Origin of the sequence: Arcticibacter tournemirensis (assembly GCF_006716645.1) — a bacterium.
GTDB lineage: Bacteria > Bacteroidota > Bacteroidia > Sphingobacteriales > Sphingobacteriaceae > Arcticibacter > Arcticibacter tournemirensis.
Genome location: NZ_VFPL01000001.1, coordinates 1,979,587 through 1,992,375 on the forward strand (window position 1 = coordinate 1,979,587; position 12,789 = coordinate 1,992,375).

Here is a 12,789-nt window from a genome sequence, read left to right on the forward strand (position 1 = left end):
GGACAAAGCTATGTCACTGGTTAAATTTAACAACGGAAAAAACAGCAATGCATTAGTCCCAGGGATTGATGACATTTTTGAATCTTTCTTTAACGATTCCTTTTTTTCAGACAGAATGGTATCAAGAGTTCCCGCTGTGAACATCTGTGAGACCCAGGACCACTACAACATTGAACTTGCAGCTCCGGGACTGAAGAAGGAGGATTTCAGAGTTCAGCTTGACAGGAATATTCTGACAATATCAGTTGAGCAGAAGTCTGAAAATACTGAAAAGAACAGGAAGTATAACAAACGCGAATTTAACTATACTTCTTTTGTTCGTTCGTTTGCGCTGCCTGAAAGTGCGGATGACGCACACATCGAAGCGGAATATCATGACGGTGTATTGAAGATCGACGTCGCTAAAAAAGAAGAAGCAAAGACGATGACCCGTCAGATAGAGATTAAATAAACGATTGTAGTACTTGTTAGTATTATGTAAAAAAGAAGAGACTGTCCTCACCACCGGGCAGTCTCTTCTTTTTTGCTGTTATAAGTACTTATCTTAGACATTTAACCAGGTATCGTAAATAAAAAGTAATGAGAAGAATTCCGTTTTTTCAGGTGGACGCCTTTACCGATAAACCTTTCAAAGGTAACCCTGCCGCTATTTGTCTGCCGGATGAAGAGTTAAGTATGGAGACTATGCAGGCAATAGCTGCAGAGAACAATCTTGCTGAAACAGCTTTTGTTGTAAAAGCGGCTGAGGGCTTTGATCTAAGATGGTTTACACCCACTGTAGAAATAGACCTATGCGGTCACGCCACGCTGGCTACTGCGCACATCCTTTGGGAAGAAGGAATCCTCGATAAATCTGAAATAGCTTCTTTTAATACCCGGAGTGGCGTGCTTACTGCCAGTTTATCAGGCGATTGGATAGAACTTAATTTTCCTGCCTCCCTGAATAATCCGGCAATCCTTCCCGAAGAGGTAAGTAAGGCGCTGCAAGCAGAACCAGTGCACGTTGTATTTGCCAGGGATCGTTATATCGTTGAGCTTGAAAAGGCCGAAGACGTTGTGTCTTTGAAGCCCGACTTTGCCGGTCTTAGAGAACATGAAATAGTGATAGTAACCAGCCCCGCTGATGAAGGATCTCCTTATGATTTTATTTCCCGCACTTTCGCGCCATTGCACGGCATAGATGAAGACCCGGTCACAGGGTCATCACACTGTGCTCTGGTTCCTTATTATGCAGGGAAGTACGGCAAAAATGAATTCTTCGCTTATCAGGCTTCTGCTCGCGGCGGAGAGCTCAAATTAAGGCACGAGGGCGACAGGGTGCTAATGTCGGGGCAGGCAATAACAGTTATTACGGGTACTTTCTTTCCAGGCGGCTCGGCTTAATGTAATCATCACATTAGCAAAACGATATATTAATACCCGACTGTTATCTTGCATAGTAAAAGAAGTATTATGAAAATCAGTTTAAATCCTTTACTGCTGTTTTACTATATCAGGATACGTCTCTTCAGGGTGGGGATGCGGTCGTTCTTTTTACATTAAAAGAACTAGCTTAGTATATGACGAAGATATTGTATGCCATTCAGGGTACCGGCAACGGTCACTTAAGCCGGGCTATGGACGTTGTGCCCTGTCTGGAAAAAGTCGCGGAAGTTGATGTACTGATAAGTGGTATTCAGGGCGATTTGATTCTTCCGTTTCCCATTGCCTATAAGCTTCGCGGGCTAAGTTTCATATTTGGGAAGTCGGGCGGGGTGAACCTTTGGAAAACCTTGATGAAAGCAAACCTTCGTAAGCTGGCAAAGAGTATTAATTCGCTTCCCGTTGAAAAGTACGATCTTGTGATCAACGACTTCGAGCCGGTTTCGGCATGGGCCTGTTATCTTAAAAATAAGCCCTGTATAGCGCTAAGTCACCAGTCAGCCGTATTGTCTGCCGCTTCTCCCAAACCGCTTCACACCGATATGATTGGAAAGCTGATATTGAATAACTATGCACCCTCCAGCGCCAAATATGGATTCCATTTTGCACCGTATAGCGAGAATATATTTACTCCTGTAATCCGGAGGGAAGTCCGGGAGCAGCAAATTTCAGATAAAGGCCACTACACCGTATATCTTCCGGCGTACGATGACGACCGGCTCATCAAGCAGTTGTCGAGGTTCAGTGATATACGCTGGCAGGTTTTCAGCAAGCATAATAAGAAACCGCGCGATATAAAGAATATTACGATCAGGCCCGTGGAGAGCGAGAAGTTCATCAAAAGTATGGCTGCTTCTGCCGGAGTATTGTGTGGCGCAGGGTTTGAAACCCCGGCTGAAGCATTATTTATGGGCAAGAAGCTATTGGTGATCCCCATGAAGAATCAGTACGAACAGCATCTGAATGCCGCAGCGCTTAGGTCAATGGGCGTTCCGGTGATGAAAAGTCTGAAGTCTAAATATGAAGCTGATATTTCTGACTGGCTTTTAAACGGGTCGCCGGTGCCGGTAAACTATCCGGATAATACTCAGGAGATCGTGAATACGATTGTAGCTAAGCATCGTTTTGATTCGCAAATGGACTGGACTATTGACAATCAGATTGAAATTACCTAAACTTATACTTTGAAGGAGATAAATGGATTACGAAGGGCAGGAACTGCACAAAGATCAATTTGGCGAAGATTTTAAATGGGGTATTTCAACTGCTGCTTTTCAGACAGAAGGGAGCTGTGCAGCAGATGGTAAGGGCCCCTCGGTATGGGATGTCTTCTCGGCCAGGAAAGGCAAGATCAGAAACGGTCACCACGCGAATACGGCCTGCGACTTTTATAATTGTTACCAAAAAGATATAGCGCTGATCAGAAGGCTGAATATTCCTAATTTCCGGTTTTCCGTTTCCTGGCCGCGGGTGCTGCCCTCCGGTGTAAAAACCGTCAATCAAAAAGGTATCGATTTTTATAACAAGGTGATAGATCATTGTCTGGAAAACGATATCGAACCATGGCTGACATTGTATCACTGGGACCTGCCTCAGGCCCTTGAATTAAAAGGGGGCTGGACCAACCGGGATATCGTGTCGTGGTTTGCCGATTATACAGAGCTTTGTGCGCGTAACTATGGCGACCGCGTTAAACACTGGATGGTGCTGAATGAGCCCATGGTATTTACAGGTGCAGGGTATTTCCTTGGGTTGCACGCGCCGGGAAGAACAGGCCTTTCGAACTTCCTTCCGGCCATTCACCATACTGTGTTGAGCATGAGTGAAGGCGGACGGATTTTAAAAAAGCTAATTCCCGAAGCAGAGGTTGGTACGACATTTTCCTGTTCTTATATTGAGCCTTTTTCGCAGAAGCCAAAAGATATTGCGGCAGCAACGAGAGCCGATGCCCTCCTGAACCGTTTGTTCATTGAACCTGTACTTGGAATGGGATATCCCGTTTCCGACGTTCCGGTTCTTAAAAACCTGCATAAGTATCATCAGCCCGGCGACGAAGAGAAAATGAAGTTCGATTTTGATTTTATAGGTTTGCAAAACTATACGCGTGAGATTGTAAAGTACTCTTTGTTTACACCTTACCTTCATGCGAGGCTTGTAAAGGCCGAGAAAAGGAATGTGCCCCTCACCAGCATGAAATGGGAGGTATATCCGCCGGCCATGTATCATATACTAAAGAAGTTTAATGACTATCCGGGAATAAAGAAGATCTACATTACAGAGAACGGCGCCGCGTTTCCCGATTGGCTACAGGACGGAAAGGTTGAAGATACAGAGCGGCTCAAATATCTTCAGGACCATATCGCGCAGGTATTGAAGGCTAAAAGCGAGGGTTGTAAAGTGGATGGATATTTTATTTGGACACTCACAGATAATTTCGAATGGGCTGAAGGATATGATCCGCGCTTTGGGATCATTTATATTGATTTTGCTACCCAAAAACGTGTAATCAAGTCGTCAGGGAAATGGTATGCCCGGTTTTTGGCCAGATAGTCCCGGATTATAAAATTGTCCGAGCATCGTTTTTATATCAAGCTTTAAGTTAAGATCTTCAGCGTCCAACTGGTCACCGTCGTCTGAGTCTGCGCCATGAAATTCAGAAGTGTATTTATAGATATTCCATGTTCCTCCATGGTATTCCAGTGCGGTGAGGTTCTCAACCCAGTCGCCCGAATTAAGATATAGGACACTGCCCTGCTCCGTACGGATCTGACGATTTTCTGGCTGGTGAATATGACCGCAGACCACATAGGAATAACCCTGATCAATAGCAAGCTCTGCTGCTGTTATTTCAAAATCATTTATAAACTTTACCGCATCTTTGAATTTCGCCTTGATCTTTTTAGAGAAGCTCATTTTTTCCTTCTTCATCAGGGTAAGAAGCCAGTTAACAAAGCTGTTCAACAGAATGAGCGTGTCATAGCCCACCGCCCCCAATTTTGCGAGCCATTTAGAATGCTGCATTGTAACGTCGAATACGTCGCCGTGAAAGAACCAGGCCTTCTTGTCACCCAGCTCGAGTACCAGTTTATCGGTAAGCTGAAAGCTGCCGATGGTCAAATCGCTGAATTTGCGGAGCATCTCATCGTGGTTTCCCGTAAGATAATAAACAGGCACTCCCTCGGTAATGAACTTCATAATCCGCCGTAAAACTTTCATGTGCGACTCCGGCCAGTACGACTTGCTGAACTGCCAGATGTCAATGATATCTCCGTTAAGGATCAGGATTCCCGGTTTAATACTTTTTAAATACTGAAGCAGTTCTTTTGCGTGGCAGCCGTATGTTCCCAGATGTACATCGGAAATAACTACTACCTCAACTTCTCTTTTAGCCATTCATTTTTGGTAATTAGCGGTTGGCAGTTAGCAATTGGACGTTTACGGTTGGCTGCTGGCGATTAGCTTTTGGCAATTCGTAATTAGCTGTCAGGCTTCAGTTATCAGCTTTTATATAACGACATGAAGTAACCTGCAGCTTAGAATTACAACTTTTAACTTTTAACCTTCAACTTACAACTTACAACCTTCAACCTTCAACCTTCAACCTTCAACCTTCAACCTTCAACCTTCAACCTTCAACCTTCAACCTTCAACCTTCAACCTTCAACCTTCAACCTTCAACCTTCAACCTTCAACCTTCAACCTTCAACCTTCAACCTTCAACCTTCAACCTTCAACCTTCAACTCAAAATTCTGCTTCTAAGGTACTTACATGCTATTAAGTTGTTGTTAACTGCTTGTTAATTTAGCTGTTGCGGAGTTTCGAAGCTCTTCAGTTTCGGTTTTTAATGACTTTTCAAGAAAGAACGGTGCTAAAGGAACAAAGGCTGCCGTGAGGAAGATGGCTATTCGTTTGAGCCCCCATGAGCCAGCATAGGCAGCGCGTAGTACGGCGGCTATATATATAATGAAGAGCAGTCCATGGGCCCATCCTGTATATTTTACAGCAAGAGGGTAATCATAATAATATTTAAGAGGCATTGCCACACAGAGAAGAACGACAAATGAAACCGCTTCACAAAAACCGGTTCTTCTGAGTTGAATGAGTTTTGCTATATAGTTATTGTTCATAGTGTGTGTATTTTGAGCAGAAGGGCTATCCGGCATCACTGCTCTTAATTGTTTCGAGCCGCAAATGTGCGAAATATCCGGGCAGGAGAGGTTATTACACAGGTGCTTTTCAGTCGATCAGGATATAAAATGCCCCTTTTATGACACAGCATTAATAGAGTAACAGAGATTTTGCAATAATTGCGGAGGCGTATGAGCCCGAACTTTCGCTTTCTTTAACAATCATAAAAAACATTTTTCTAAGTTTGCGGCCGATCATGAAAGAAAATTTGAAGAACAGGTTTGACGGGCTGATTTTTGACCTCGACGGAACGTTATGGGATTCGACTATTAGCGTAGCTAAGGCGTGGCAGGCTGCTAAAGAAGAAGTGGATTATGTAAATATCAATATTACTCCGGAGATGGTGGCAGGTATTGCCGGCATGACTTACGACGCCATCTATGATACCCTGTTCCCTGAATTGGACAGTCTAAGGCGCGAGGAGTTCAAAATCCTTTGTGCAAAAAAAGAACTGGAAGAGCTGGACAAAAATGGAGGTGTCCTCTATCCCCATCTTGAAGAAACTCTTAAGTATCTTTCAAATACATATAAGTTATTTGTAGTGAGCAACTGTCAGAGCGGGTATATCGAAATATTCCTTAAATACAGTAAGCTCAGCCAGTACTTTACCGGTCACGCATGCTATGGAACGAAAAGCCAGCCTAAAGCAGAAAATATTAAAGACGTGGTAAACGACTACGGGCTGAAAGCTCCTGTTTATGTAGGAGATACAAAAGGCGATTATGAATCAAGTAAAAAAGCCGGAGTGCCATTCATTTTTGCAGCCTACGGTTTCGGCAATGTTGAAGGAGATATTGTAGCTACAATCCGGAATTTTGCAGATCTAAAACTGTTGTTATGAAAGGGTTTTCATAACAACAGGCCGTTAGCCTTTGGTAGTTAGCAATTGTCTCCTTGTAAAGCGCTTTAAGCAACTTTCAACTTTCAACCCACAACCCGCAACCCACAACCCACAACCCACCCAATGACCCAACTTGATATATTAACAGAACTTTCAAAAGGCGATTACGAAGCCTTCCTTTACGACTGCGACGGAACGCTTGCGGATAACATGCAGGCGCACAAAGACACTTATGTAAAAGTGGCTGCAGACCATGGGATAGAAATAGATGCTGCCATTATCGACGAATTTGCAGGCCTTCCTATACCGCGGGTGATAGAAGAGATCAATAAAAGATACAACTGCGACTTCGATCCTCAAACCTTTGAGAAACTTAAGTACGATTTGTATTACAACGAATATATTCAGCATATAAAGCCGGTTCAGCATGTTGCCGACCATCTTTTAGCACATGCCGCAAAGGTAAAGATAGGAGTGGTTTCGGGCGGATCGCCTGAGGCTATCCGGAAAACGCTGGAAATATTGAACCTAAGCTCTCATGTTGAAGTTCTCGTGTGTGCAGGCGATACAGAACGGGGTAAACCTTTTCCCGATCCGTTCTTATTAGCTGCGGAAAAACTAGGAGTCCAACCATCGTCCTGCCTCGTATTTGAGGACGGAGAGGCTGGCGTTAAAGCCGCTGAGGCTGCCGGAATGGACTGGATCAGGATCGACAAGATCACAGAAAGCTGAAAGCTTTCGGCTTTCTGCTATCAGCCATCAGCTTTGGGTTTCTGAGCTATTAGCTTTCAGCCTTCACCTTTAACCTTTTGGCTTTCACCTTTGTGTTATCAGCTTTCAGTCTTCACCTTTAATCTTTTGGCTTTCACCTTTGTGTTATCAGCGTTCAGCCCCCTCCTTTAATCTTTTGGCTTTCACCTTTCTGTTATCCGCTTTCAGTCTTCACCTTTACCTTTTGGCTTCCACCTTTGTGTTATCAGCTTTCAGCCCCCACCTTTAACCTTTTCGCTTTAACCTTTGTGTTATCAGCTTTCAGCTTTCACCTTTAACCTTTTGGCTTTCACCTTTAAACTCACAACTTTCAACTCTCAACTTTTAACTTTCAACAATTAACCATCAGCCCTCAACTTTCAACCTTCGCCTTTCAACTTTCAACTTATTTCTATATAATTGTAAAGGATAATATTAAAAAGGTTTTAGCACGCACTCTGAAAAGGTTTTTGAAACAAGAACGTTACATGTTTCATTGAACTTTACATTCGGGAAACCGGATTTTATTTACAATTTAGCTTTGAAAAAAATGTTCTGATTAATTATAAATGATAAAAACTAACTAAATACATCACTTAAGAACGCATTAAAAACCTTTAAAATAATGGCAGAGAATACCTACGATGCAATTGTTATTGGTTCTGGAATATCAGGCGGATGGGCAGCAAAAGAACTTACAGAAAAAGGATTAAAAACGATCTTACTGGAGCGTGGCAGGAACATAGAGCATGTTAAAGACTATGTGAACGCTAATAAGGACCCCTGGGAATTTCCTCACCGGGGCGGTCGCACTCAGGAGATGATTGAAAACTATCCTGTTCTCAAAAGAGATTATCCCCTTAACGAAACGAACCTTGACTATTGGGTAAATGAAAAAGAGAGTCCTTATGTAGAAGTGAAACGCTTCGATTGGTACCGTGGATATCAGGTTGGCGGACGATCACTGATGTGGGGCCGCCAGTGTTACCGGCTGAGTGACATCGACTTTGAAGCTAATGTAAAAGATGGTATAGCAGTCGACTGGCCGATAAGGTATAAAGATATAGCCCCCTGGTATAGTTATGTTGAGCGTTTTGCAGGTATCAATGGTTCGAAAGAAGGACTTCCTCAGCTGCCTGACGGTGAATTCTTACCTGCAATGGAAATGAATTGTGTGGAAAAGGATGTTGCTGCCCGTATTAAATCCCACTACAAAGGGAAACGTACCATGATCATGGGGCGTAGTGCTAATCTTACAGTTCCTCATCACAACCGCTCAAATTGCCAGTACCGAAATAAGTGCTGGTTAGGATGCCAGTTCGGTGCGTACTTCAGCACGCAATCGGCGACATTGCCCGCTGCAATGGCCACAGGAAATCTTACCTTGAGGCCTTTTTCAATAGTTACCAAAATACTTTACGATAAGGATACCAAAAAAGCAAAAGGAGTAGAAATACTTGATGCGGTAACCAATAAGACGTTTGAATATTACGCCAAGGTGGTGTTTTTATGCGCGTCTACATTGAATTCCGCATGGGTATTGATGAATTCAGCTACTGATGTATGGCCTGATGGGCTTGGCAGCAGCAGCGGTCAGCTCGGGCACAACCTGATGGACCATCACTTCCGTTGCGGAGCGGCAGGAATTGTAGAGGGATATGAAGATAAGTACTATTATGGACGCCGTCCTAACGGAATTTATGTTCCGCGTTTCAGAAACCTGAATGGCGAAAAACGCGACTACATCAGGGGTTTCGGTTATCAGGGCAGCGCCAGTCGCCAAAACTGGGGAAGGGAGATCGCCGAGATGAATATCGGCGCTGAATTTAAAGATGCCCTTTGCGAACCAGGACCATGGCGCATCGGCTTGGGTGCGTTTGGCGAAACTCTTCCGTATTACGAGAACAAAGCAACACTCGATAAATCGGTAAAAGATAAATGGGGCTTGCCCGTTCTTGCTATTGATTGCGAAATCAAAGAAAACGAGCATAAGATGCGTAAGGATATGATGGTCGATGCTCAGGAGATGCTGGAAGCAGCGGGACTGAAGAATCCGGAAACGTATGATTCAGGATATGGCATGGGGCAGGGCATTCACGAGATGGGCACAGCGCGCATGGGAAGAGATGCCCGTACATCGGTACTGAACGAATGGAATCAGGTGTGGGACGCTAAGAACGTATATGTTACCGACGGCTCATGCATGACTTCAGCAAGTTGTGTGAACCCCTCACTCACCTATATGGCATTGACAGCAAGAGCTGTAGATCATGCCGTGAAAGAACTGAATAAAAGGAATATCTAGATAATAGCTTTTAAAACTAACCTATGTTATGGCAGAGAAAAAAGTAACCTCTGAAGCAGCGTTGAAATCGAGAAGGGATTTTATTAAAAATACTGCCCTTGCTGCTGCCGGCTTTATGATTGTACCCCGTCACGTATTGGGAGGTAAAGGGTTTTTAGCTCCCAGCGACCGCCTTTTGATTGCCGGAATCGGCGTAGGTGGTAAGGGACAAAGTGACATTGCGAGTTTCTTCCAGAGTGGAAAGGCCGATATCGCCTTTTTATGCGATGTAGATGACCGGCGGGCGGCTGCCAGCCGTCAAAGTTTTCCGAAGGCTAAGTATTACCGCGACTGGCGGGAGTTGTTTGATAAAGAGTCGAAGAAGTTTGATGCTGTGTCGGTTTCTACCCCTGATCACAACCATGCAATAACAACCCTTGCTGCTATGCAGCTGGGGAAGCACGTATATGTTCAGAAACCCTTAACACACGACATTTATGAAGCCAGGTTGCTGACAGACGCTGCAAAAAAACATAAAGTGGTGACCCAAATGGGAAACCAGGGCGCTTCAGGTGATGGGGTAAGGCAAATGATAGAGTGGTATAACGCTGGAGTGATTGGCGATGTGCATACTGTCTACAGCTGGACCAACAGGCCTGTATGGCCTCAGGGCATTCCATGGCCTAAAACAAAAGCCGAGGTACCAAAGGAACTTGACTGGGACCTGTGGCTTGGAACGGCTCCTTACAAAGACTACGTCGATAAACTCGTGCCTTTTAACTGGCGTGGCTGGTGGGATTATGGTACAGGTGCCCTTGGAGATATGGGATGTCATCTGATAGAACCGGCATTCAGGGTTTTAAATCTTCAGTATGTAAAGGATGTTGAATGTAGTGTTGGAAGTGTATATGTAGACGAATTTAAACGTGGATATTTCCCTGAAAGCTGTCCGCCGTCGAGCCACGTAACCATGACGTTTCCAAAGACAAACAAAACGAGTGGCCCGGTAAGGCTTCATTGGATGGATGGAGGTATTCAGCCGGAGCGTCCTGAAGAACTGGGGCCGAATGAGCTGTTTGGCGATGGGGGAAATGGCACTTTGTTTATAGGTACCAAAGGCAAAATGATGTGCAGCACTTATGGAGCAGACCCTCGTTTGCTGCCTCTGACAAGGAACGCTGAGGTACAGGTTAAGCAAACTCTTCCCAGGGTTCCGGGAAGTGCGAACGGACATTATGCCCAATGGGTGGAAGCTTGCATCGCAGGTTATGGAAAGAAGGAAGTTAGTTCTCCTTTTGAGATTGCAGGTCCGGTTACAGAGGCCCTGCTGATGGCTAATCTAGCTATCCGTGGCTTTGACATACAAAAGCCGAAGGCCGAAGGTACCGGTTTTGATTATCCGGGCCGGTATATTAAGCTTTTATGGGACAACCAGAACATGAAAGTGACCAATTTTGATGATGTAAACCAGTTTGTAAAACGGACGTACCGTCAGGGGTGGACCCTGGGTGCCTGAAATAACAGATAGTATGAACAGAAGAGAAGCAATATCAAAGGTTGCCTGGATTCTTGGCGGGACCGTTATTGGTGCAGAACTCTTTGCAGATCTGGCCTGTACCCCTCGCCCCGACAAGGTAAACGACCTGTTCGATAGTGATCAGGTAGCTCTGCTGGATGAAGTAGCCGAAACCATTCTTCCGGCCACTAACACACCGGGGGCAAAAGCTGCGAAGGTCGGCCAATTTATGACAGTTATGGTCCTGGATTGTTATACACCTGAAGATCAGAAAGTATTTATAAAAGGGATCAGCGATCTGGACGAAGCCTGTAAGAAAGAAAACGGCAAAAAGTTCATGGATTGTGACGCCAAACAACGCACTGCGTTTTTGAACCGTCTTGATCAGGAACAAAAGGCTTATCAGAAAGATAAGAAGCCTGAGGATCCCAATCACTACTTTACCATGATGAAGCAGTTAACCTTGCTGGGCTTTTTTACCTCGGAAGTCGGTGCCACAAAAGCCCTGCGCTATGTGGCAATACCTGGAAAATACGATGGTTGCACCACTTATAAAAAAGGCGACAGGGCATGGGCTACGTGACGGACAGGAGTTGTCTCATATCTCATATCTAATATCTCAAAGCTCAACATGTCAAAAATCAAACTTGGAATGATTGGAGGAGGAACCGGTGCCTTTATTGGCGCCGTACACCGGATTGCTGCCCGCATTGATGATCAGTATGAACTGGTATGCGGGGCTTTCAGCAGTAACGCAGAGAATTCCAGGGCCAGCGGAACCTTACTTGGCCTTAATCCCGAAAGGGTATACAACTCTTACAGAGAGCTTTTTGAAAAGGAAAAACAGCTGCCTGAGGAAGAGAGAGCGCAGGTGATCAGTATTGTAACCCCTAATCACGTTCATTTTGAACCCGCCAGGCTGGCGCTCGAAAGCGGTTTTCATGTAATCCTGGATAAGCCGATGACCTTTTCCCTTGATGAAGCTAAGGAGCTCGGGAAGATCGTTGCCGAAACCGGGATGCTTTTTTGTCTTACCCACACCTATACGGGTTATCCTATGGTGAAAGAGGCGAGGCAGATTGTAGCATCGGGACGGCTTGGAAAGATCAGAAAAGTCTTTGTGGAGTATCCCCAGGGGTGGCTCAGCAGCTTTGAGGAGGGTACAGATAATAAACAGGCTTCCTGGCGTACCGACCCTGCAAGGAGTGGAATAGCGGGCGCTATGGGCGACATAGGCACTCACGCCTTTAATCTGGCGGAGTATGTTAGCGGCCTTCAGGTTAGTCAGCTCTGTGCCGACATCAATACGGTGGTAGAGGGCAGAAAGCTGGATGACGACGGTGCTGCATTATTGAAGTTTAAGGGCGGAGCTTCAGGTGTACTGATGTCGACTCAGGTGGCTGCTGGAGAAGAAAACAACGTAAAAGTAAGAGTGTACGGCGAGAAAGGCGGCCTTGAATGGCAGCAGAGCGACGCCAATTCACTTCAGCTGAAGTGGACGGATCGCCCGGCCGAGATATTAAGGACCGGCGGAGGATATTTAAGTTCCTTTGCTTCTCACAATACCCGGACTCCCGCAGGGCATCCGGAGGGGTATCTTGAAGCTTTTGCAAACTTATATCGCAATTTCGCCTTATGCATTAAAGCTCGCAAGGATGGAAAGGACCCTGAACCGGAATGGTTGGACTTCCCCGGAATCGAAGAGGGTATCAGAGGTATGGCATTTATAGAAAATGTGGTGGCATCGGGAAAATCAGAAAAGAAATGGTTTGATTTTATAATTTAAT

Annotated in this window: 12 protein-coding genes; 10 read left to right on the forward strand and 2 right to left on the reverse strand. The window is 45.0% G+C overall.

Going from position 1 to position 12,789, the window contains the following annotated elements:
* The first annotated feature begins 10 nt into the window (after window positions 1-10).
* From BDE36_RS08290 to BDE36_RS08305, 4 genes are all read left to right on the forward strand, one after another.
* Window positions 11-451: an Hsp20/alpha crystallin family protein gene (locus BDE36_RS08290; protein WP_128769356.1), complete on the forward strand. Its 441-nt coding sequence runs from the start codon at window positions 11-13 to the stop codon at window positions 449-451.
* A 128-nt stretch (window positions 452-579) separates the two neighbouring features.
* On the forward strand, window positions 580-1,383 hold the full coding sequence (locus BDE36_RS08295; protein WP_141814487.1) for a PhzF family phenazine biosynthesis protein: 804 nt from the start codon (window positions 580-582) through the stop codon (window positions 1,381-1,383).
* 176 nt (window positions 1,384-1,559) lie between these two features.
* Window positions 1,560-2,597, forward strand: a complete 1,038-nt coding sequence (locus BDE36_RS08300) for a glycosyltransferase family protein (protein WP_141814488.1) — start codon at window positions 1,560-1,562, stop codon at window positions 2,595-2,597.
* Between the two features lie 22 nt (window positions 2,598-2,619).
* The gene (locus BDE36_RS08305; protein WP_141814489.1) at window positions 2,620-3,972 is read left to right on the forward strand and encodes a GH1 family beta-glucosidase; all 1,353 of its coding nucleotides are present in this window, start codon (window positions 2,620-2,622) and stop codon (window positions 3,970-3,972) included.
* On the opposite strand, the gene BDE36_RS08310 is transcribed toward BDE36_RS08305, so the two are convergent.
* Together BDE36_RS08310 and BDE36_RS08320 are read right to left on the reverse strand one after the other, a co-directional pair.
* Window positions 3,937-4,815 (reverse strand): UDP-2,3-diacylglucosamine diphosphatase, encoded by an 879-nt coding sequence (locus BDE36_RS08310; RefSeq protein WP_141814490.1) that lies wholly within the window; start codon window positions 4,813-4,815, stop codon window positions 3,937-3,939. The two genes, BDE36_RS08305 and BDE36_RS08310, sit on opposite strands and share 36 nt — an antisense overlap.
* A 393-nt stretch (window positions 4,816-5,208) precedes the next feature.
* Window positions 5,209-5,550 (reverse strand): DUF3817 domain-containing protein, encoded by a 342-nt coding sequence (locus BDE36_RS08320; RefSeq protein ID WP_161973405.1) that lies wholly within the window; start codon window positions 5,548-5,550, stop codon window positions 5,209-5,211.
* 257 nt (window positions 5,551-5,807) lie between these two features.
* On the opposite strand from BDE36_RS08320, the gene BDE36_RS08325 reads away from it, so the two are divergent.
* The 6 genes from BDE36_RS08325 (at window position 5,808) to BDE36_RS08350 (ending at window position 12,788) form a co-directional block, all read left to right on the forward strand.
* Complete coding sequence (locus tag BDE36_RS08325; RefSeq protein WP_141814491.1) at window positions 5,808-6,452, forward strand: HAD family hydrolase; 645 nt, start codon at window positions 5,808-5,810, stop codon at window positions 6,450-6,452.
* 123 nt (window positions 6,453-6,575) lie between these two features.
* Window positions 6,576-7,184 carry an HAD family hydrolase gene (locus BDE36_RS08330; RefSeq protein WP_141814492.1) on the forward strand — a complete coding sequence of 203 codons (609 nt, stop codon included), beginning with the start codon at window positions 6,576-6,578 and terminating at the stop codon, window positions 7,182-7,184.
* A 643-nt stretch (window positions 7,185-7,827) separates the two neighbouring features.
* Window positions 7,828-9,507 carry a GMC oxidoreductase gene (locus BDE36_RS08335; RefSeq protein ID WP_141814493.1) on the forward strand — a complete coding sequence of 560 codons (1,680 nt, stop codon included), beginning with the start codon at window positions 7,828-7,830 and terminating at the stop codon, window positions 9,505-9,507.
* A 28-nt stretch (window positions 9,508-9,535) separates the two neighbouring features.
* On the forward strand, window positions 9,536-11,002 hold the full coding sequence (locus tag BDE36_RS08340; RefSeq protein ID WP_141814494.1) for a Gfo/Idh/MocA family protein: 1,467 nt from the start codon (window positions 9,536-9,538) through the stop codon (window positions 11,000-11,002).
* Window positions 11,003-11,015: 13 nt separating this feature from the next.
* Window positions 11,016-11,585 carry a gluconate 2-dehydrogenase subunit 3 family protein gene (locus BDE36_RS08345; protein WP_141814495.1) on the forward strand — a complete coding sequence of 190 codons (570 nt, stop codon included), beginning with the start codon at window positions 11,016-11,018 and terminating at the stop codon, window positions 11,583-11,585.
* Window positions 11,586-11,633: 48 nt separating this feature from the next.
* Entirely contained in the window at window positions 11,634-12,788 is a 1,155-nt protein-coding gene (locus BDE36_RS08350; protein WP_235904277.1) for a Gfo/Idh/MocA family protein, read from the forward strand.
* The last annotated feature ends 1 nt before the right edge of the window (window position 12,789 follow it).

Excerpts from the sequence above, each read along its gene's own strand:
- BDE36_RS08305 (WP_141814489.1), top strand. The coding sequence starts at position 2,620 with ATGGATTACGAAGGGCAGGAACTGCACAAAGATCAATTTGGCGAAGAT.
- BDE36_RS08320 (WP_161973405.1), bottom strand. The coding sequence starts at position 5,550 with ATGAACAATAACTATATAGCAAAACTCATTCAACTCAGAAGAACCGGT.
- BDE36_RS08290 (WP_128769356.1), top strand. The coding sequence starts at position 11 with ATGTCACTGGTTAAATTTAACAACGGAAAAAACAGCAATGCATTAGTC.
- BDE36_RS08340 (WP_141814494.1), top strand. The coding sequence starts at position 9,536 with ATGGCAGAGAAAAAAGTAACCTCTGAAGCAGCGTTGAAATCGAGAAGG.
- BDE36_RS08330 (WP_141814492.1), top strand. The coding sequence starts at position 6,576 with ATGACCCAACTTGATATATTAACAGAACTTTCAAAAGGCGATTACGAA.
- BDE36_RS08350 (WP_235904277.1), top strand. The coding sequence starts at position 11,634 with ATGTCAAAAATCAAACTTGGAATGATTGGAGGAGGAACCGGTGCCTTT.
- BDE36_RS08300 (WP_141814488.1), top strand. The coding sequence starts at position 1,560 with ATGACGAAGATATTGTATGCCATTCAGGGTACCGGCAACGGTCACTTA.
- BDE36_RS08295 (WP_141814487.1), top strand. The coding sequence starts at position 580 with ATGAGAAGAATTCCGTTTTTTCAGGTGGACGCCTTTACCGATAAACCT.
- BDE36_RS08335 (WP_141814493.1), top strand. The coding sequence starts at position 7,828 with ATGGCAGAGAATACCTACGATGCAATTGTTATTGGTTCTGGAATATCA.
- BDE36_RS08310 (WP_141814490.1), bottom strand. The coding sequence starts at position 4,815 with ATGGCTAAAAGAGAAGTTGAGGTAGTAGTTATTTCCGATGTACATCTG.
- BDE36_RS08345 (WP_141814495.1), top strand. The coding sequence starts at position 11,016 with ATGAACAGAAGAGAAGCAATATCAAAGGTTGCCTGGATTCTTGGCGGG.
- BDE36_RS08325 (WP_141814491.1), top strand. The coding sequence starts at position 5,808 with ATGAAAGAAAATTTGAAGAACAGGTTTGACGGGCTGATTTTTGACCTC.